This window comes from Nitratireductor sp. B36, assembly GCF_020833685.1.
Taxonomy (GTDB): Bacteria; Pseudomonadota; Alphaproteobacteria; order Rhizobiales; family Rhizobiaceae; genus Nitratireductor.
This window is the reverse complement of sequence record NZ_JACKZY010000001.1, coordinates 186942-206796: the sequence shown is the minus strand read 5'-3', so window position 1 is coordinate 206796 and position 19855 is coordinate 186942. Positions and strand designations below refer to the sequence as shown.

Annotated in this window: 18 protein-coding genes; 9 read left to right on the top strand and 9 right to left on the bottom strand. The window is 60.8% G+C overall.

Going from position 1 to position 19855, the window contains the following annotated elements; all coding sequences use genetic code 11:
- Positions 1–30: 30 nt before the first annotated feature.
- The 3 genes from H7H48_RS01040 to topA are packed head-to-tail and all read right to left on the bottom strand — an operon-like array spanning position 31 to position 5442.
- The gene (locus H7H48_RS01040) at positions 31–477 is read right to left on the bottom strand and encodes a DUF983 domain-containing protein (RefSeq protein WP_229446982.1); all 447 of its coding nucleotides are present in this window, start codon (positions 475–477) and stop codon (positions 31–33) included.
- Positions 477–2816 (bottom strand): ribonuclease R, encoded by a 2340-nt coding sequence (gene rnr / locus H7H48_RS01035; protein ID WP_255663316.1) that lies wholly within the window; start codon positions 2814–2816, stop codon positions 477–479. The genes H7H48_RS01040 and rnr overlap by 1 nt, the downstream gene beginning before the upstream one ends.
- Before the next feature lie 4 nt (positions 2817–2820).
- The gene (topA, locus tag H7H48_RS01030; protein WP_229446981.1) at positions 2821–5442 is read right to left on the bottom strand and encodes a type I DNA topoisomerase; all 2622 of its coding nucleotides are present in this window, start codon (positions 5440–5442) and stop codon (positions 2821–2823) included.
- Positions 5443–5726: 284 nt separating this feature from the next.
- Here topA and H7H48_RS01025 point away from each other — a divergent pair, with 284 nt between their 5' ends.
- Complete coding sequence (locus H7H48_RS01025; protein WP_229446980.1) at positions 5727–5957, top strand: hypothetical protein; 231 nt, start codon at positions 5727–5729, stop codon at positions 5955–5957.
- Here H7H48_RS01025 and dprA read toward each other — a convergent pair.
- From dprA to H7H48_RS01005, 4 genes are read right to left on the bottom strand one after another with little or no spacing between them, the layout of a single operon-like run.
- A complete protein-coding gene (dprA, locus tag H7H48_RS01020) occupies positions 5919–7052 on the bottom strand; it encodes a DNA-processing protein DprA (protein ID WP_229446979.1) in 1134 nt (377 codons plus the stop codon). The two genes, H7H48_RS01025 and dprA, sit on opposite strands and share 39 nt — an antisense overlap.
- The gene (gene plsY, locus H7H48_RS01015) at positions 7049–7663 is read right to left on the bottom strand and encodes a glycerol-3-phosphate 1-O-acyltransferase PlsY (RefSeq protein ID WP_229446978.1); all 615 of its coding nucleotides are present in this window, start codon (positions 7661–7663) and stop codon (positions 7049–7051) included. The genes dprA and plsY overlap by 4 nt, the downstream gene beginning before the upstream one ends.
- A gap of 29 nt (positions 7664–7692) precedes the next feature.
- Entirely contained in the window at positions 7693–8979 is a 1287-nt protein-coding gene (locus tag H7H48_RS01010; RefSeq protein WP_229446977.1) for a dihydroorotase, read from the bottom strand.
- A complete protein-coding gene (locus tag H7H48_RS01005) occupies positions 8976–9938 on the bottom strand; it encodes an aspartate carbamoyltransferase catalytic subunit (protein WP_229446976.1) in 963 nt (320 codons plus the stop codon). The genes H7H48_RS01010 and H7H48_RS01005 overlap by 4 nt, the downstream gene beginning before the upstream one ends.
- A gap of 203 nt (positions 9939–10141) precedes the next feature.
- Between H7H48_RS01005 and H7H48_RS01000 the strand changes: the two genes are divergently transcribed.
- Complete coding sequence (locus H7H48_RS01000) at positions 10142–11770, top strand: acyl-CoA dehydrogenase family protein (RefSeq protein WP_229446975.1); 1629 nt, start codon at positions 10142–10144, stop codon at positions 11768–11770.
- On the opposite strand, the gene H7H48_RS00995 is transcribed toward H7H48_RS01000, so the two are convergent.
- Complete coding sequence (locus H7H48_RS00995; protein ID WP_229446974.1) at positions 11752–12690, bottom strand: AEC family transporter; 939 nt, start codon at positions 12688–12690, stop codon at positions 11752–11754. The genes H7H48_RS01000 and H7H48_RS00995 overlap by 19 nt on opposite strands.
- 163 nt (positions 12691–12853) lie before the next feature.
- On the opposite strand from H7H48_RS00995, the gene H7H48_RS00990 reads away from it, so the two are divergent.
- Both H7H48_RS00990 and H7H48_RS00985 read left to right on the top strand, forming a co-directional pair.
- Entirely contained in the window at positions 12854–13426 is a 573-nt protein-coding gene (locus H7H48_RS00990) for a hypothetical protein (RefSeq protein WP_229446973.1), read from the top strand.
- Positions 13426–13758, top strand: a complete 333-nt coding sequence (locus tag H7H48_RS00985; protein ID WP_229446972.1) for a DUF6105 family protein — start codon at positions 13426–13428, stop codon at positions 13756–13758. Before H7H48_RS00990 ends, H7H48_RS00985 begins: the two co-directional genes overlap by 1 nt.
- On the opposite strand, the gene ruvX is transcribed toward H7H48_RS00985, so the two are convergent.
- Positions 13704–14189: a Holliday junction resolvase RuvX gene (gene ruvX, locus H7H48_RS00980; RefSeq protein ID WP_229446971.1), complete on the bottom strand. Its 486-nt coding sequence runs from the start codon at positions 14187–14189 to the stop codon at positions 13704–13706. The two genes, H7H48_RS00985 and ruvX, sit on opposite strands and share 55 nt — an antisense overlap.
- A 124-nt stretch (positions 14190–14313) precedes the next feature.
- Here ruvX and H7H48_RS00975 point away from each other — a divergent pair, with 124 nt between their 5' ends.
- The 5 genes from H7H48_RS00975 (at position 14314) to H7H48_RS00955 (ending at position 19794) form a co-directional block, all read left to right on the top strand.
- Positions 14314–15021, top strand: coding sequence for a metal-dependent hydrolase (locus H7H48_RS00975; protein WP_229446970.1), 708 nt, complete (start codon positions 14314–14316; stop codon positions 15019–15021).
- A gap of 92 nt (positions 15022–15113) precedes the next feature.
- On the top strand, positions 15114–15401 hold the full coding sequence (gatC, locus tag H7H48_RS00970) for an Asp-tRNA(Asn)/Glu-tRNA(Gln) amidotransferase subunit GatC (protein WP_229446969.1): 288 nt from the start codon (positions 15114–15116) through the stop codon (positions 15399–15401).
- Positions 15402–15473: 72 nt separating this feature from the next.
- Positions 15474–16955 (top strand): Asp-tRNA(Asn)/Glu-tRNA(Gln) amidotransferase subunit GatA, encoded by a 1482-nt coding sequence (gene gatA / locus H7H48_RS00965; protein ID WP_229446968.1) that lies wholly within the window; start codon positions 15474–15476, stop codon positions 16953–16955.
- A gap of 40 nt (positions 16956–16995) precedes the next feature.
- Complete coding sequence (locus H7H48_RS00960) at positions 16996–17805, top strand: YdcF family protein (RefSeq protein ID WP_229446967.1); 810 nt, start codon at positions 16996–16998, stop codon at positions 17803–17805.
- Between the two features lie 588 nt (positions 17806–18393).
- Positions 18394–19794 (top strand): L-serine ammonia-lyase, encoded by a 1401-nt coding sequence (locus H7H48_RS00955; protein ID WP_229446966.1) that lies wholly within the window; start codon positions 18394–18396, stop codon positions 19792–19794.
- The last annotated feature ends 61 nt before the right edge of the window (positions 19795–19855 follow it).

The following is a 19855-nucleotide window of genomic DNA, read 5'->3' as shown; positions in this document are numbered from 1 at the left end:
GCGATTGGGACGCTCGTTCATGGCCATCTCCTAGGAGTGTTTTCCCAGTTCCGGGTGTGTTTCCGTCTGGTCGTCTTCATCACCGAAGCCGTGCATGTAATAAGCCCATTGCAGCCCGACGATCGCTCCCTTGACGGGGCCGATCAGGGCGAGCGACATGACGAGTGTGACGGGAACCCAGATGGCGAGGTGCACCCAGCCTGGCCAGTCGGTGAGGGCCTCCATGCCCATGAAGGCGCCGACCACGATGTGGCCGACAATGAAAATCACCAGATAGGCCGGCAGGTCGTCGGCACGATGGTGGTGAAATTCCTCGCCACATTCAGGGCATTTGTCGGCCGTCTTCAGATAGGCGCGAAAGAGATTTCCCTTTCCGCAATTGGGGCAGCGGCCCAGGAAGCCGCGTTTCATGGCTTCCATGAGCGGGCGTTCAGGCCGCTTTGCGGCGGCTCTACCGCCATAAACCTTTTCTTCCATCACCGTCTCCTGCCCTGCGCGGCGCGGCGGCTTTTGCCCGAAGCGCGCCCGGAGCGACCCTTTGCCTTGTGGAAGGATTTCATCGATCCCGGCAGCTTCTCGGGCTTGCTCAGCATTTCAAATCGCATGGCACCGGCCAGTGGCGCGATCTCGACCAGGCGAACCGACACGCTGTCGCCCAACTGAAAGCCGCGCCCGCTGCGCTCGCCCACCATGGCGTGGCGCGCCTCATCATAAATATAGTATTCGTCTCCCAGTGTGGAGACAGGCACAAAGCCATCGGCGCCATATTGCGGCAACTGGACAAAAAGTCCCGCCTTGGCGACGCCGGAAATGCGGGCTTCGAATTCCTCGCCGACGCGGCCCGACAGATGCTCGGCAACGAGCCGGTCAACCGTGTCGCGCTCGGCGGCCATGGCACGCCGTTCGGTGGCCGAAATCAGCGCTGCGGTCTCTTCAAGCCGGGCTTCCTCCTCCTGTGTCAGCCCGTCCTTGCCAAGACCGAGAGCGGCAATCAGCGCGCGATGGACGATCAGATCCGCATAGCGGCGGATGGGCGAGGTGAAATGGGCGTAGCGGCGCAGGTTGAGGCCGAAATGGCCAAGATTTTCAGGCGCGTACACCGCCTGGCTCTGCGAACGCAGCACGACCTCGTTGACGAGCTGTTCGTGTTCGGTGTCACGCACGCGGGCAAGGATTGCGTTGAACTGGGCGGGCTTCAGCTGCGCGCCACGCGCCAGCGAGATCTCGAAGGTGCGCAGAAACTCGCGCAGGGCCTCCTGCTTGGCAAGCGACGGGGCATCGTGGACGCGGTAGACCAGCGCCTGGCGCTTGGCCTCAAGCGTCTCGGCTGCCGCGACATTGGCCTGCACCATGAATTCTTCGATCAGTTTGTGCGCATCAAGACGCGGTGGGACGACCACGCGATCCACGGTGCCATCTTCTTTGAGAAGGATCTTGCGCTCCGGAAGGTCGAGTTCGAGTGGCTGGCGGTTGTCGCGCCCGCGTTTCAGAACCGCGTAGGCATCCCATAGCGGCTTTAGGATGGGCTCGAGAAGCGGGACCGTCTTATCGTCCGGCTCGCCGTCAATGGCCTTTTGTGCCTGCTGGTAGGAGAGTTTCGCCGCCGAGCGCATGATGACGCGATGAAAGCTGTGACCGACCTTCTGGCCGGACGCCGAAAAACGCATGCGCACGGCAAGGGCCGGACGCGGCTCTGCTTCGCGCAGCGAGCACAGATCGTTGGAAATGCGCTCGGGCAGCATCGGAACGACACGGTCCGGAAAATAGACGGAATTGCCGCGTTTCAGGGCCTCCCGGTCGAGTGCGGAACCCTGCCGCACATAATGCGCGACATCGGCAATGGCGACGGTGGCGATGAAGCCGCCGGGGTTCTTTTCGTCCGGGTCGGGCTCGGCCATGACGGCATCGTCATGGTCCTTTGCGTCGGCTGGGTCAATGGTGATGAGCGGCATGTCGCGCCAGTCTTCGCGGCCTGAAAGCGTGACGGGCTTTGCGGCTTCCGCCTCGGCGATCACCCCGTCGGGAAAGATATGCGGAATCTCATGCGCGTGAATGGCGATCATGGAGACCGCCTTTTCGCTGGAAAGCGAACCGATGACCGAAATCACCTTGCCACGCGCGGGGCCGTAGCGTCCGCCGGAGATGGGCTCGATCTCCACCAGATCGCCATCCTGCGCGTCGTTCAGATCGTTCCCGTCAATCACGAGCTCGCGCTGGGTGCGCTCGACGGGTTCGATGCGAAACACACCATCCTTCGACTTGCGAATGACGCCAAGAATGCTCTGCCGCCGCTTTTCGAAGACCTTCATCACGCGGCCCGTATAGGCGGGACCTTCACCGTTTTCCGTGGGGAAGACACGGGCCAGGACGCGGTCGCCGATGCCGGCAGCCTTGCCGCCTTTCTGGGTGCGGATTTCCACGAGGGGCAGGGGGCCTTCGCCCTCGTCCTGATCCTCCCGCTCTGCGGGCCGTGCCAGCAGCGCGCCGGAGGCATCGCGTGAGAAGACATCGAGCACCACGACATGCGGCAGCGCGCCGGGACGCAACAGGCGCTTGCGCGTCTTCTTAAGGAGCCCCTCGTCCTGAAGCTCGCGCAAAATGTCCTTGAGCCAGATCCGGTCACCGCCCTTGAGACCGAAAGCCTTGGCGATGTCGCGCTTCGATGTGCGGTCCGGATTGTCCTTGATGAAGCGCAGCACCGCATCGCGATCGGGAAGACCGTCCCCCGCTGCCGCCGTGGCAGATTTCGCGTTGCGTCCGGCTTTGCCGAGGGTGCGGGTCTTTGCTTTCGACTTGCCGGAAATGCTGCGCGCCAAGGCGTTATTCCTCTTTTTTGGCTGCGGTTTTCTTCTTCGCCGCGGTGGTCTTTTTCGCCGTTGTCGCCTTCTTCGCGGGCGCCTTCTTTTTCGCCGCCGGCTTCTTCTTGCCGCCCTTGGCCGCCTTGGCGGCAATCAGCTCCAAGGCTTCCTCAAGCGTGACATCCATTGGGTCCTTCCCCTTGGGAAGGGTGGCGTTGATCTTGCCGTGATTGACATAAGGTCCATAGCGCCCGTCGCGGACGGTGATCTTGCCGCCCTCGTCAGGATGATCGCCAAGCTCCTTGAGGGCCGTCGGCGTGGAACGTCCGCGCCCGCCCTTGGCCTGTTTTTCCGCAATCACGGTGACAGCACGGTTTAGCCCGATGGAGAACACGTCCTCGACGCTTTCCAGATTGGCGTAGGCCCCGTCATGCAGCAGGAATGGGCCATAGCGCCCGATGCCGGCGGATATCATCTTGCCGGATTCGGGGTGCTGGCCAACATCACGCGGCAGGGAGAGGAGCGCCAATGCCTTTTCGATGTCGATGGAATCAGGCGCCCAGCCCTTCGGCAGGCCGGCGCGCTTGGCTTCCTTGCCTTCGCCGCGCTGGACATAGGGGCCGAAACGGCCGGAGCGCAGCGTGATTTCTTCCTCGGTGTGCGGGTCCTTGCCGAGCACCTTGTCGCCATCGAGACCGTTTTCGCCATTCTCGCCGTTGCCGGCCTCGCCGAACTGGCGGGTGAACCCGCATTCGGGATAGTTGGAACAGCCGACAAAGGCGCCGTGGCGTCCGAGTTTCAGGGAAAGCTGACCGGTTCCGCAGCGCGGACAGGCGCGCGGGTCGCTGCCATCTTCCTTGGCGGGGAATGCGAGCGGCGCAAGTTCCTCGTTCAGCGCGTCGAGAACATTGGTGACGCGCAGCTCCTTGATCTCGTCCACATGGCCGGAGAAATCCTGCCAGAAGTCGCGCAGCACGTCCTTCCAGGAAAGCTGTCCGTCGGAAATCTTGTCGAGCTTTTCCTCAAGGTCCGCCGTGAAATCATACTCCACATAGCGCTCGAAGAAATTCTCCAGAAATGCCGTGACCAGCCGGCCCTTAGCCTGAGGCATGAGCTTGCGCTTTTCGATCGTCACATAGTCACGATCCTCAAGCGTTTTGAGCGTCGCCGCATAGGTGGAGGGGCGGCCGATGCCGAGCTCTTCCATCTTCTTGATGAGCGAGGCTTCCGAGTAGCGCGGCGGTGGCTCGGTCGTGTGTTTGGTAGCCTCGATCTTTTCGCGCGTCTGCTCCTCGTCCTCGTGGATTTCAGGCAGGCGGCGGCTTTCCTCGTCCTCGGCGTTCTCATCCTTATCGATCGCATAGGCGGCAAGGAAACCCTCGAACCGGATCACTGACCCGACGGCGCGCAGGCCCGCATTGCGGGCGCCATTCTCGGCCACGATCTCGACCGTGGTGCGCTCGATCTCGGCTGGCTGCATCTGGCTGGCGATGGCGCGTTTCCAGATCATTTCGTAGAGACGGGCCTGATCGGCATCGAGATAGCGGCGCACCTGATCGGGTGTGCGAGAGAAGTCCGTGGGGCGGATCGCCTCATGCGCTTCCTGCGCATTCTTGGCTTTCACCGAATAGAAACGCGGTTTTTCGGGCAAATAGCGCTCGCCGAATTCCGCGCCGATCGCCTTGCGGGCCTGATCGAGCGCCTCGGGCGCCATTTGAACGCCGTCGGTACGCATATAGGTGATGAGACCGGCTGTCTCACCGCCAATGTCGATGCCTTCGTAAAGGCGCTGCGCCACCTGCATGGTGCGCGACGCTCCGAAACCGAGGCGCGAGGAGGCGGCCTGCTGCAGGGTCGACGTGGTGAAGGGTGGTGCGGGGTTGCGACGCGTGGGCTTCGCCTCGACGGAGACTGCCTTGAACGTGGCTCCATCAAGCATCGCCTTGATGTCGTCGGCCTGCTCCTGGCTCTTAATGTCGAGCTTCTGCAGCTTCTTTCCGTCGACCGTCGTCAGCCGTGCCTCGAAGCTTTCCTGACGCGGCGTGACGAGCGCGGCGGCGATCTGCCAGTAGTCTTCACGGACGAACCGTTCGATCTCCGCCTCGCGGTCGCAGACAAGCCGAAGCGCGACCGACTGGACGCGGCCCGCCGAGCGCGCGCCCGGCAGCTTGCGCCACAGGACGGGCGAGAGCGTGAAGCCTACCAGATAGTCAAGTGCACGGCGCGCAAGATAGGCATCCACCAGCGGCGCATCGACCTCACGGGGATGGGCGAGCGCATCGAGTACGGCCTTTTTGGTGATGGCATTGAAAACAACACGCTGGACCGGCTTGTCCTTCAGAACCTTTTTCTGCTTCAGGACTTCCAGCACATGCCAGGAAATCGCCTCACCCTCGCGGTCGGGGTCGGTGGCGAGGATGAGCGTGTCGGCGTCCTTCACAGCCTTGGCGATGTCGCTGAGCCGCTTGGAGGAGGGGCTGTCCACGCTCCATGACATGGCAAAATCCTCGTCAGGACGCACCGAGCCATCCTTGGGCGGAAGGTCGCGGACATGGCCGAACGAAGCCAGAACCTTGTAGTTCGAACCCAGATATTTGTTGATGGTTTTCGCCTTGGCCGGCGACTCGACGATAACGAGATCCATAAGCTTTCAGATTTCCCCGCAGGCGTCCGGCATCTTGCAGCGCCTCGCATTTTGAACGAATCCAGCCTCGTCAAATGGCCGTGCTTTGTCGTGCGGTCAAGGGTTATCGGGAATTTCATCCGCTACAAAGCGCCTGTGGACAGTGTTTGTTTATCGTAAATTTTCCGTTTATTTGTTTATAATGGTGTGTATACTTCATCTGGGTCCTTAATGGAGAATGGCCGGGGACGGATAATTTCGGGCAACACCAAGGGGTGCCGTGCGCTGGAAGGGAGTGTCGGCGAATGGGCGAACATTCTGGTGGGGGCCGATCCGACGCGCTTGACTATATGCAGGCGATGCTCGGCCAATTGCGAACCATGGCGCTCGCAGAACGCTGCGACTTGCTCGCCTATATGATCGAGATGGCATATCTCGAGGCAAGCGATATCATTCGCGGTGACCAGCCTTACCGACTTCAGGGGAGTGGAATGGGGCTAGGCGTCCCCGGGAAGAAGCGAGACCGCGCTTCCTGAATGCCGCTCAAGTCGTCCGGCAAGATCAAGCTCGAGCAGAACAGTAAGCACCTGCGAGGGATGAAGGCCGGTGTGACGGATGATGTCGTCTATCAGAACGGGCGAGGGGCCCAGTAACTGAACGATCTTGTCGCGATCTCTGTCATTGGGAGGCGCCGCCGCCGTCGTGGGCGGTGGTTCTTCCAGGCGGTCAGGTTCGGGCAGTGGTTTCTCCAGGAGTGGGGTGATTTGTGAAACAATATCATCGACCTCCGTGACCAGAATTGCCCCGTCCTTCAGCAGCGTGTTCGTGCCGCCTGCCCGAGGATCGAGCGGCGAACCCGGCACCGCGAAGACAAGCCGTCCCATCTCTCCGGCGAGCCGCGCACTAATGAGAGAGCCCGAGCGTTTTGCTGCTTCTACCACCACAAGGCCAAAGGCAATGCCTGCCACAAGACGGTTGCGGCGGGGGAAATCGCGCGCCCGCGGCACCCAACCAAACGGCATTTCGCTAAGAACGGTTCCCCGTTTCGCGATTTCCTCAAAAAGGGTGAGATTCTCGGGCGGGTAGGGTCGATCGAGGCCGCCGGCAAGCGCGGCGATGGTGCCGCTGTCGAGACTGCCCTGGTGCACCGCGGCATCGATCCCGCGGGCAAGGCCCGATGCGACGGAAAAGCCGGCCTTGCCGAGCTCCGCCGCCAGTTGCTTTGCCATCTTTATGCCGGTGAGTGATGCGTTGCGCGCTCCGACCAGTGCGACTGTCGGCCGAAGTGGGATGGAAAGATCCCCCTTCATGGCGAGCAATGGGGGCGGCTGATCCATGCGGCGCATCAACGGGGGATACTCAGGTTCTCCTACAGCGACGAAACGGGCGCCCAGGCGGCTTGCCTCTTCCAGTTCCCGCTCCGCATCCGCCTGTGAGGCGATGACAATACGTCGTGTCGCGCCGCCGCGTGCCGCGAGTTCTGGAAGCATCTGCAGGGCGGTTTCGGCCGAGCCAAAATGATTGACGAGTTGTCGAAAAGTGACCGGGCCCACATTTTCGCTGCGCAGAAGCTGCAACCAGGCGAGGCGCTGTCGGTCGCTAAGCCGAGCGGCAGCGCCATGCCCCGTCACCCCTTGCCCCCAATGCGCGTTTCGGTTCCCGCTATCAGCCGTGAAATGTTCGCACGGTGCTTGATAAAGACGATTGCGCTCATCAGCACAAAGAGTTCAGCCGCCTGAACATAGTCGAGGATGTAAAGCCCGACCGGAACAGCAAGGGCGGCGACGAGGGCCGAAAGCGATGAATAGCGCGTGACGAAGGCCACGGTAAGCCAGACCACGGCGAAGATAATGGCACCCGGCCAGGCGAGCGCAATCAGGACGCCGAGATAGGTCGCCACCCCCTTGCCGCCGCGGAAGCCCAGCCAGACAGGAAAGAGATGGCCAAGAAACGCACCAAGCCCTGCCGCGATCGCCTGATCAGGTCCATAAAGACCGGCAAGAAGAACGGCGACCGTGCCTTTGAGGGCATCGCCCAACAGTGTGAGAACAGCCAGCTTCTTGTTGCCGGTGCGCAGGACGTTGGTCGCGCCGATATTGCCCGAACCGATCTTGCGGACATCGCCAAGACCCGCCAGGCGCGTGACGATCAAGCCGAAGGGGATGGAGCCGAGCAGATAGCCAAAAAGGAGCGCTGCAGCGAGATAGGGCAGCGCAATCTGCCAACTGATAGGGTCCGGCATCTGGCTCTCTCCCTCAAACCGTGTTTCGCTCAGGCCGAGAATACTGTGCGGCCTGCAACCATTGTTTGCAAGACCCGGCCCTGCATGCGCGCACCCTCGAAGCACGTGTTCTTCGACAACGACCGGATGTCGGCCTCACGCACGATCCATGGCGCGTCCAGGTCCACCAGCGTGAGATCAGCGTCTGCGCCCGGCCTGAGCGTACCGCCGGGCAGACCAAACAAGCGCGCCGGCGCGGTGGACAGGCATTCGACGAGACGCATCAGTGACAGGTCGCCGTTGTGATAAAGGCGCAAAGATGCCGCCAACAGTGTCTCAAGACCGATGGCGCCGGCTTCGGCTTCGGCAAACGGTAGTCGCTTTGTATCCACGTCCTGCGGATCGTGCGAGGAAACGATGATGTCGACGACCCCGTTTTTCAGCGCCTCCACCATGGCGACCCGGTCATCTTCGGTGCGCAAGGGCGGCGAAAGCCGGAAGAATGTGCGGTAGTCGCCGATGTCGTTTTCGTTCAGCGTCAAATGGTTGATTGAGATGCCTGCGCTGACATCCGCTCCTTCATTCTTGGCCCGGGCGATGGCCGCTGCCGACATTGCGGTGGAGATTTTCGCGGCGTGATAACGGCCGCCTGTCAGGGCGGCAAGCATCAGGTCTCGGCTAAGCGGTATGGTTTCGGCCTCTCGCGGAATGCCGGGAAGCCCGAGCCAGCTCGCGAAAAGTCCCTCATTCATCACACCGGAGGAAGCCAGATGTGGGTCCTGCGTTTCATGGGCAATGGTGATGCCCAGATCACGGGCATAGGTGAGGGCACGCCGCATGACCAGAGCGTTGCTAATTGTCGAACGCCCTTCGGTGAGCATGACCGCGCCGGCCTCGTGAAGCAGCCCGAATTCGGACAGCTCTTTGCCAGCAAACCCCTTGGTTACGGATGCAGCCGGAAACACGTTGATCGTTGCAGTATCGCGTGCGGTGCGTTTGACGAATTCCACCAGCGCAACATCGTCGATCACCGGGATGGTATCGGGCATCATGATAACGGATGTCACACCGCCTGCCGCTGCGGCCCGGCTCGCTGAAGCGATGGTTTCGCGATGTTCTGCGCCGGGTTCGCCAATGAAGACACGCGAATCGACAAGGCCGGGGATGACAGCGTGTCCCTGGCAATCGACGATGTCCGCGTTTTCAGGGGCACCCTGATTTTGGGCATCGGCACCTGCGGCAAGAATCTTCCCGTCGGCGACGATGACTGTTCCTTTTTCGTCTATGCCGCGCGAAGGATCGACAATACGGGCATTCTGAAAGACGGTCGCGCTCATGCCGCGCCTCCCTCGGCGTTGCGTCGCGGATCGAGCAGCGCTTCCATCACGGCCATGCGCACCGCCACGCCCATCTCGACCTGCTCCTGAATGAGGCTTTGCGGCCCGTCGGCGATCTCGGAGGCGATTTCGACGCCGCGGTTCATGGGGCCGGGATGCATGACCAGCACATCGTCTTTGGCCGCCTTCAGTTTCTCGGCGTCGAGGCCGAAATGGCGGAAATATTCCCGCACCGAGGGAATGAGAGATCCCGCCATCCGCTCACGCTGGAGCCGCAGCATCATCACGATGTCCGCCCCTTTCAGGCCCTCGTCCATCCTCGTAAAGGGTTCCACGCCCATCTGCCCGATGCCGGCGGGAAGAAGTGTGGAGGGCGCAACGACCCGCACTCGAGCGCCCATCGCATTCAGCAGAACGATGTTCGAGCGCGCCACGCGCGAATGCAGCACATCGCCACAAATCGCCACGGTAAGCCCGCCGATGCGGCCTTTTGCTCGGCGGATCGTGAGCGCATCGAGCAGGGCCTGCGTCGGGTGCTCATGAGCGCCATCGCCCGCATTGACGACAGAACATGAAACCTTCTGGGCGAGGAGCGCTGCCGCACCGGCCGCCGCGTGCCGGATCACCAGAATGTCGGGCCGCATGGCGTTCAGCGTGATCGCGGTGTCGAGCAGCGTCTCGCCCTTCTTGGTCGAGGAGCTTGCGACGGACATGTTCATGACATCCGCGCCGAGCCGTTTGCCGGCCAGTTCGAACGAGGACTGGGTCCGTGTGGAGGCTTCGTAGAAAAGGTTGATATGCGTACGGCCGCGCAGAGCGGCCGTCTTCTTCTCCTGCTGCCTTGAAATGGCAACGGCCGCGTCGGCACGGTCGAGAAGTGTTTCGATGTCGAGGGGCGACAGCCCCTTTATGCCAAGCAGGTGGCGGTGCGGGTAAAGTGGGAAAGAGGCGTTTGTCATCTCAAGAGCCTGCTATAGGCTGCAGTCAGAACCGCTGCAAGCGCGCATCACGTGCTGAACCCATCTGCCGGGCACAAATAACAGCTTTTGTGTTTTTGTGGCTCATCAAGCTTTCATCGATTGGCAAGGTGTGCTTGCCACTATGGGTCGTTGAGCACGCGTTGATTCCCGGCGCGCTGCTTTTGTTGTGATAGAGTAAAGCCGTGACGCATGACGTAACCAACCAGTCGCCTCCCATCGCCGGCACCAATGCCTGGCGCAGCGATCCCTTGCTGATGCAGGCGGCAGAGCGGTTCTCGGAACCTGTGCGCAAAGAACTCGATACGCTTGGCCGTTTCGTGCGCAATCAGGAAGCACTTGATCTGGCACGTCTGGCCAATGCCGAGACACCTCAACTTAGAACGCATGACCGATATGGAAACCGGCTCGATCTGGTCGAGTATCATCCCGCCTATCACGCGCTCATGCGCCGTTCGGCCGCAAATGGACTTCATTCTTCCATTTGGGAGAAGACGGAAGTTGAGGCGGGCCATCGTCATCAGATACGCGCCGCGCGCTTCTATCTGACCGCGCAGCTTGAATGCGGCCATCTGTGCCCGCTGACCATGACAAACGCCTCGCTGGCGGCGCTGATGGCGGACAACACGCTGTTTCGCCGCTGGGCGCCACGCGTGGCCGTTCGCAAATACGATCATTCGAACAAGCCCGTCGTGCAGAAAAGCGGCATCACCATCGGCATGGGGATGACAGAGAAGCAGGGCGGAACCGATGTGCGCGCAAACACGACCCGCGCCGAACGCCTTGAAGGCAAGATCTATCGCCTGACCGGGCACAAGTGGTTCTTGTCAGCACCGATGTCGGACGCCTTTCTCGTTCTTGCGCAGGTCGACAAGGGGTTGTCCTGTTTCCTCGTTCCGCGCGTGCTGGAGGATGGCAGCGGAAACGGCCTGCATTTTCAGCGTCTCAAGGACAAGCTCGGCAATCGATCGAATGCTTCCTCGGAGGTGGAGTTCCACGGGACGATGGGCGAACTGGTTGGCGAGCCGGGTGGTGGTATCCGCACCATCATGGACATGGTGACGCTGACACGGCTCGACTGTGCACTGGGCTCGGCGGGCATCATGCGTGCGGCATTGGCGGAGGCCGTTCATCACACGCGCCACCGCCAGGTGTTCGGCGCGCGGCTCATCGAGCAACCGCTGATGATGCGGGTGCTGGCTGACATGGCACTTGACGTTGCCGCGGCAACAGCGCTCGCGATGCGACTTGCGCGTTCCTTTGACGAGGCCGCCGACAGCCGCGGTGATGCGGCCTTCGCGCGCGTCATGACGCCGGTTGTCAAATACTGGGTGTGCAAGCTGGCACCCGCTGTGACCTATGAGGCTATGGAGTGCCTTGGCGGCAATGGCTATGTCGAGGAGGCACCGCTCGCCCGCCACTATCGCGAAGCCCCTGTCAATGCGATCTGGGAAGGCTCCGGTAATGTGATGGGGCTCGACGTCTTGCGCGTGCTTGAGCGCAACGCCGGGCTTTTTGACGATGTGCTTGGGATGATTGGCAGAGACCTTGGTGAAAAGGGCGGCGCAACGCTGGAGGTTTTGGCCGCTGCTGCCCGCGTCTGTCAGACCGACGAGGGATCGGCCCGCATCCTGACCGAACAGCTCGCGCTGGCGGCAGCCGCAGCCGAGTTGAAACGCATGGGTGCCGGACGCGTTGCGGATGCTTTCATCGAGACGCGTCTTGCAGGCCAGTGGCGCAGCACCTACGGAATGCTGGATGCGCGCCACGACGCGGCCTCCATCCTCGACGTGCTTTATCCGGAGGCGAGCTGAGCAACAACCGTTAGAACAAGCGGTATCGTGAAGAAGGCGAGCGCCGTCTGCAGCGTGGTGATGCTTGCGTAAAGTGGCGCATCGCCTCCGAGCTGCCGCGCGAGAAGATAGCCGTTCATGGCTGTGGGAACCGCCGCACAAAGCGCCAGATAGTCGAGGGCCGGCCCGGTGACGCCAAAAGCGAGCGCCATCGATATCATGAGGGCCGGAAAGAAAATCAGTTTCAAGAAGGCAGACGTCCACAAGGCTGCCGGTGCAGCGAGGAAATCGCCCGGACGCAGGCTGGCGCCGATGGTCAAAAGCCCCATTCCGAGCGCGGCGCGACCGACGAGGTCCAGTGTCTCGTTCAAGGGCGGGTAGAGGCCGAAGGGCAAAAATCTCAGCACCACCGCTGCCGCCGCCGCCAGAATCAACGGGTTCCGCACGACATCCAGAAGGACCTTGGACCAGGATGCACTACCGTCGGCGAAGCGTGTGACCACGAACACCGACGCGATGTTGATGGGGATGATGATTGTCGCCATCACAAGTGCGACCACGGCCGCACCTTCAGGAGGAAAGAGCTTCTGGGCAACCGCCAGCGCCATGAAGCCGTTCCATCGAACTGCGGTCTGGAAGAGCGAGGAGTATTGACTGTGCTTGATCAATCCGCTCGCTTTCAGAGCAGGCCACAAGGCCAGCACCAGAAGGATCATCCCGAGAACCGAAACCACCAGGGCCCCAAGCAGGGCGTCTAGCCTCAGTTTTGAAAAGTCCGCATTGGCAATGGTGATGAAAAGCAGCGCCGGATAAAGGAACCAGTAGCAAAGCTGCTCCAGTCCCGGCCAGGTATCGTCGCTGATAAGCGGCGTCCGCCGTAGCGCATTTCCTGCGATGATGAGCAGGAAAATCGGCAGGGTGCTTTCGAAGATCGCGAACATGGGAAACCGGCAAGAGAAGGGATCTTATTGCTAGTGGCCGGCCACAAGTCTGTAAAGCCGGAGGGCCGCTCTCCGCACATGTGAAAGTTAACCTTAATGATTGGTAAGCGTTGCAGGGAGATTTGCGGCGGTTCAGTGTGACTTTCATCCGGGAACGAGAGTCATGAACCGCACATTTTCAATCCTTCTGTCTGTCTACTGGGCCGTCATTTTCGGCTTGGCTTCGTGGTCAGCCGCGCAGGTCGAAGGCATTGTTGTGCCGACCGTTTCTTCGGGGGGGACTGGGGCTTGGCAATTCACGATGTTCTTGGGCCATCTTGGAATCGTGTTGGGCAAAGCGCTGGTTGCTGCGCTGTTCATATGGACCTTCCTCGTATCCGTGCTCGAAAACGGTGACAGGCGCGAGACGGCAAATGTCGCAGGCCTTGCCTGTGCGGCGGCTCTGGTCATGCTGCTTGTTGACGTGTTTCATTCCGGGGTTGCTGCAAATGCAGCCGCCTTCTCGCCCTCCACCCCCACAACGATAAAATTCCTCGCTGTTCTGGCGACTCATCTTGTGCTGCGTCGGGAAGAGGCCTTTGCCGAACAGGAAAGATCTGTGCCGGCCACGTCGCCCATGTCCCGTGTCTCGACACTGCAGATTATCGACGCCGCACATGATGCAATGGCAACGCGTGTTGCCCGAAGACAGCGGCTGCACATCGCGCCGCCCGCCAACGATCATTGGAGCCCGTAATGCGTTATCTGCTGATCTTCTGGGCGCTCCCGCTCGGCCTGTTCTGGGGATGGTACGGACTTTCCTACCATGACATCAATTTCGGCCTGAGTTTTTTCAGCCGCGAGATGAATGATCTGCTGTTTCGGATCTATGGCAATATCCTGGGCATCGATCCGACCATCATTCCAGGCATGGTCGCCCGCGCCTGCTTGCTCGACAGCGTCATCCTTCTGGCCATCATCGCGTTCCGACGCCGGCGCGCCCTCTGGGCCTGGTTCAAGGAGAAGCGCTCCGCTTATCGCTCGGGGGAGGCAGCTCCGGAAGTGCGCAACCTGTCAAGCGCACCCTGAAGAATGAAGGCGGCGGCGGCCGAATCGATCCGCTCCGCCCTTTTCTTGCGTGACACATCCATCTCCAGAAGGGCGCGCTCGGCAGCGACGGTCGACATGCGCTCGTCCCAGAAGGCGGCGGGAAGGTCGGTAAGCCGCTCGAGATTGCGGATGAAGGCACGCGTTGACTGCGCACGCGGTCCTTCGCTTCCGTCCATGTTCACCGGCAGGCCGATGACAATCCCGCCCACATTGTCGCGCTCGAAAGCCGCAATCAGTGCTTCTGCATCCTGGGTGAACTTCCTGCGCATGATCACCTGTCGCGGTGTGGCAAGGGACAGGCCGCGATCGGAGACTGAAAGCCCGATGGTCTTGGTGCCCAGATCGAGGCCGGCCAGTGTCTGGCCTGCTTTGAGAAAAGCGGGGAGTTCCTGCAGGTCAACCACTGACAAAACTATCTTCTCCGATTAGGACTGAGGGATCGTTTTAGCGCCGCACCGGTTACACGGAAAGCAGCCGATACGCGATAGCCGCCCTTCAGAGCGCTGCGCGTTAGAAAACAAGGAGGACAATCCCATGAAGCTGACCTGGTATGGCCATTCGGCATTCCGCGTGGATGCGGGTGACGCTCACATCCTGATCGACCCGTTTCTGAGCGGCAACCCCTCCTGGAATGGTGGATGGGAGGAGCCGGCGGAAGGCGTGACCCATGTGCTGCTGACCCATGGCCATGACGATCACATCGGCGATGCCGTCGAAATTCTTAAAAAGACAGGCGCCATGCTCGTCGCCAATTTTGAGATCTGCATGTTTTTGGTTGGCAGAGGCGTCGACCAGGATCGGATCAACCCTGGCAATCATGGCGGCACGGTCGATTGCGGCGGTTTTACAACCACCTTTGTCAACGCGCAGCATTCCTCCTCTTCCTCAGGCGAGGGCGGCACAAATACCTATCTCGGGAACCCTGCGGGTCTGGTGCTCCATTTTCCCAGCGAAAAGACGCTCTACCATATGGGCGACACAGACATCTTTAGCGACATGGCGCTGATTCACGAGTTGCATCAGCCTGAAATCGGTCTGGTGCCCGTCGGTGATCGCTTCACCATGGGAGGGGCGGTGGCTGCCCTTGCCTGCCGTCGCTACTTCAAGTTCGAGACGGTTCTTCCCTGCCATTTCGGCTCTTTCCCGATTATCGATCAGACGGCGCAGAAATTCATCGACGGCATGGAAGGATCGGGCGTGAACGTGCCCTCGCTCAAAGTCGGCGAGAGCATATCTCTTTAGCAAATCCGGTGCGTCTGAGCGCGTTGGCGGTTGCACGCCGCCCGCGCGCCGATTATAGCCGGGGCGCAGCCAATAAGCGCCTGGAGAAAACCATGTCCGTGGACATCGATACCGTGAAGCGTGTTGCGCGCCTTTCCCGCATTGCCGTTGACGAGGCCGATGCCGAGCGCATGACGGGCGAACTCAATGCCATTCTCGGTTTCGTCGAGCAATTGAACGAAGTGAATGTGGAGGGCGTCGAGCCGATGACCTCCGTCATTCCGATGGCGATGAAGAAGCGCCTGGACGGCGTTACCGACGGCAACAAGGCTGACGATATCGTCGCCAATGCGCCGGCCTCGGAAGACAATTTCTTCGTCGTTCCCAAAGTGGTCGAATAGAAGTCTCATCCGCTTCCAATCAATCGCGCCCTGAGGGGGCGCTGGATTTTCAGGGATTTTCACGGAACTTCCATGACAGAGCTCACCAAACTCACAATTGCCGAAGCGCGCGAGAAGCTGACCTCAAAGGCCTTCACCGCCACCGAGCTGACCGAGGCCTATCTTTCGGCCATCGATGCCGCCAATAACAAGCTCAACGCCTATGTCGCCGTCACCCATGACCGGGCGCGCGCCATGGCAAAAGCGAGTGATGAAAAGATCGCGAAGGGCGAAGCTGGCGCTCTGGAAGGCATTCCGCTCGGCATCAAGGACCTGTTTGCAACGCAGGATGTCCACACCCAGGCAGCAAGCCACATCCTTGATGGGTTCAAGCCCAAATACGAATCCACAGTCACGGCCAATCTTTGGGCTGATGGCGCGGTGATGCTCGGCAAGCTCAACATGGATGAGTTCGCCATGGGCTCGTCCAACGAGACCTCCTACTATGGTCCGGTTATCAACCCGTGGCGCGCCGAAGGCTCCAATGCCGATCTCGTTCCAGGCGGTTCGTCAGGTGGATCTGCCGCGGCTGTGGCCGCCTTCCTGTGTGCGGGCGCCACGGCAACGGACACGGGCGGGTCGATCCGCCAGCCCGCCGCCTTCACCGGAACGGTCGGCATCAAACCTACCTATGGCCGCTGCTCGCGCTGGGGCACGGTGGCCTTCGCCTCCTCGCTTGATCAGGCAGGGCCCATTGCGCGCGACGTCCGCGACGCGGCAATTCTCTTGAAATCGATGGCCTCTGTGGACGACAAGGACACCACCTCCGTCGACCTGCCGGTGCCGGACTACGAAGCAGCCATCGGCCAGTCAGTCAAAGGTCTGAAGATCGGCATTCCCCGGGAATACCGTATGGAGGGCATGCCCGAAGAGATCGAGACGCTTTGGAAAAAGGGCATTGACTGGATGCGCGATGCAGGCGCGGAGATCGTGGACATATCGCTGCCGCACACCAAATACGCGCTTCCAGCCTATTACATCGTCGCGCCGGCCGAAGCCTCATCCAACCTGGCGCGCTATGATGGCGTGCGCTACGGCCTGCGCGTGCCCGGCAAGGACATTGCCGACATGTATGAGCAGACCCGTGCTGCCGGTTTCGGCCGTGAGGTCAAGCGCCGCATCATGATCGGCACCTATGTTCTGTCCGCCGGTTATTACGATGCCTATTACCTCAAGGCCCAGAAAGTGCGCACGCTCATCAAACGCGATTTTGAGCAGGTTTTCGATGAGGGCGTCGATGCCATCCTGACGCCGGCCACACCTTCGGCCGCCTTTGGCATCGCGGATCAGGATATGGCGTCCGATCCGGTGAAGATGTATCTCAATGATATCTTCACGGTCACGGTGAACATGGCGGGCTTGCCCGGCATCGCTGTGCCGGCCGGGCTCGACCCAAAAGGCCTGCCGCTTGGACTGCAACTCATCGGCAAGCCATTCGACGAAGAGACACTGTTCCGCACGGCGCATGTGATCGAACAGGCCGCAGGGCGTTTTGCACCGAACAGGTGGTGGTAGTTCGCATGGTGCGGTTTTGACCTAGAACAGGGGCCGCACCATGTTCCATCTCGTTTCTGCAATTGGCTGGCTGTTCCTTCAGCCCCTCAGCCTGGTCGCAATCATGATCGCGGTGTCGCTTCTCACCGCATTTCTCGGTTGGCGCCGCCTCTCGCTGGCAGCGAGTGGCCTGTCTCTTCTGGTGCTCGTTCTTTCAGCCTGGACAACGCTCGGAGCGCTGGTGCTCGGGCCGCTGGAAGATCGCTTTCACAAACCGGAGCCTGTCCCGGACAGGGTTGATGGCATCGTCGTTCTGGGTGGCGGGCTGGAAGGCTCCATCAATATGGCGCGGGGCGGCTATGAGCTGAACGCCAGCGGCGACCGCTTTGTGGAAGTCGCGATTCTCGCGCGCAGGTTCCCGCAGGCCAGGATCTTGATCTCTGGAGGGCAGGGCGCTGTTTTTCTCGCCGGGGAGGGCGATGCGGATACTGCACCGCGCCTTTTGAGCGCGCTTGGCGTGGCAGCGGAGCGCCTTGTTCTGGAGAACCGTTCGCGCGACACGTTTGAGAACGCAGTTTTTTCCAGAGAGCTTGTTGAGCCGGTCGCAGGTGAGACCTGGCTTCTCGTCACCTCAGCCTTTCACATGCCGCGCGCCGTGGGCGTGTTTCGCAAAGCCGGATTTCCAGTCACACCCTGGCCGGTGGATTACAAAACAGCCGGCAACGAAAAGCCGGGTCTGGCGGAAGACAACGCACTCGATTCCCTGCGAAACACGACCCTTGGCATACGTGAATGGATCGGCCTCGTAGCCTATCGAATGGCCGGTAGAACGGATGCACTTTTTCCTGGACCGAAGCCTTCCTCGCGGTGAGTCGAGGCCTTTCCCGGCACAGGGATGGTGCGTTGCAGCAAAAATGTCCGCATTTTGCCACATCTGTTGAAAATTCCTTTATGGCCCCAAGTGCCTGATTATGCTGGAAAACCCTCGTTTTCTGGGGTTTCCGAACATTTTCCAGGTCGCGATTTTGCCGTTTTTGGACTTGCAGAAGCCTGCGCGGAGGAGTATCTCCCGCCTCCACAGATCGGCGATCGGGATCATCCCGTTCGGAGATTGAATTGAAAAAACGGGATATGCATGGACGATAGCGTTGAGAGATCCTGCTGGGGCGTAACCGCCAAAGCAGTGATCGGGCTTGCGGGAATCATCTTTCTGGCATGGCTCTTGATTGGCGCCGAAACGGCAGCGGTCGTAGCAACGGCAAGCTGAATTACCAGCAAAACCGCACAACATCGGTTCTTTAAAGTCGAAGGGCGCAGCGCAATCGCTGCGCCCTTTGCTTGTTTGGGGAAATCGCCTACATCATGCGATGTCGCAGTCGTGTCAGCGCACCTCTTCTTCATTGTCGAGAGGGGCACACTGCGGGATTTCCTCATCTGGCCACATCCGGAGCCTTCGCCCATGTTCCTTTCCGTTTTCGACCTGTTCAAGATCGGCATCGGACCTTCGAGTTCGCACACTATGGGCCCCATGACAGCGGCGGAACGTTTTCTGGCTGAGGTGGCCGGCGACGACTGGCCGCGCCCGGCCGGGAGTGTTGTTCACCGACTAGGTGTCAGCCTGCATGGCTCTCTTGCCTTTACCGGTGTGGGCCACGGCACGGACCGTGCGGTAATCCTCGGACTTGCTGGGTACAATCCTCTAACCGTCGACCCAGACCGCATGGACGAACAGCTCGCCACGATTGCTGCCGAGAAGATGGTCCGACCGGCGGGACATCAGCCGTACCAGTTCGATCCGCAAAGCGACCTCGTGCTCGACAAGAAAGAGGCTCTGCCCGGTCATGCAAACGGCATGGCATTCAACGCTTATGATGCGGATGGCAGGCGCCTGCTGAGACGTATCTATTATTCCGTCGGTGGCGGTTTCGTGGTTTCCGAGGAGGAACTGCAGACGCTGAAGAACCAGTCCAGAAAGCCTGAGGCCTCCGATGTTCCGTTCCCTTTTGCGAGCGCGCGCGAAATGCTCGCAATGGCGGCCGAAAGCGGATTATCGATCGCCGAGATGAAGCGGGCGAACGAAGAAGCACATATGACCCGGGCAGACCTTGATGCCGGTCTGGATCGTATTTGGCAGGCCATGGACGCATGCATTGAACGTGGTCTTTCGCAGGACGGCATCATGCCCGGCGGCTTGAACGTGCGCCGTCGTGCGCGGCAGCTGCATGACAGGCTGGAAGAAGACTGGCGTCAGAACCGCCCCAATCCTCTCGCAGCGAATGACTGGCTCTCCGTTTTCGCCATGGCCGTGAATGAGGAAAACGCCAGCGGCGGCCGCGTGGTAACCGCTCCGACCAACGGCGCGGCCGGCGTGGTGCCTGCTGTCATGCGTTACTGGCAGAAATTCCACGTCGACGCTGATGCCAACGGCATTCGCGATTTCCTTCTGACTGCTGCCGCGATCGGTGGCATCGTGAAGCACAATGCCTCCATCTCCGGCGCGGAGGTCGGCTGTCAGGGTGAAGTCGGCTCGGCTTCTGCGATGGCCGCGGCGGGCTTAGCCGCCGTGCTGGGCGGCACGCCTGCACAGGTGGAGAACGCCGCCGAAATAGCTCTCGAACACCATCTGGGCATGACCTGTGACCCGGTTGCAGGACTTGTGCAGGTCCCGTGCATCGAGCGCAACGCCCTGGGCTCGGTCAAGGCCGTCACGGCAGCCTCTCTTGCGGTGAAAGGTGACGGGACGCACTTCGTGTCGCTTGATGCTGCAGTCGAAACGATGCGGCAGACCGGTGTCGATATGAACGAGCGTTACAAGGAAACAAGCCTGGGCGGACTGGCGGTAAACGTCGTGGAATGCTGAGCGGCGTTCTACGCTGTGGAGGGGCGGCTATCGTGCTTGACCTTGGCCGGGCAGCGCCCGA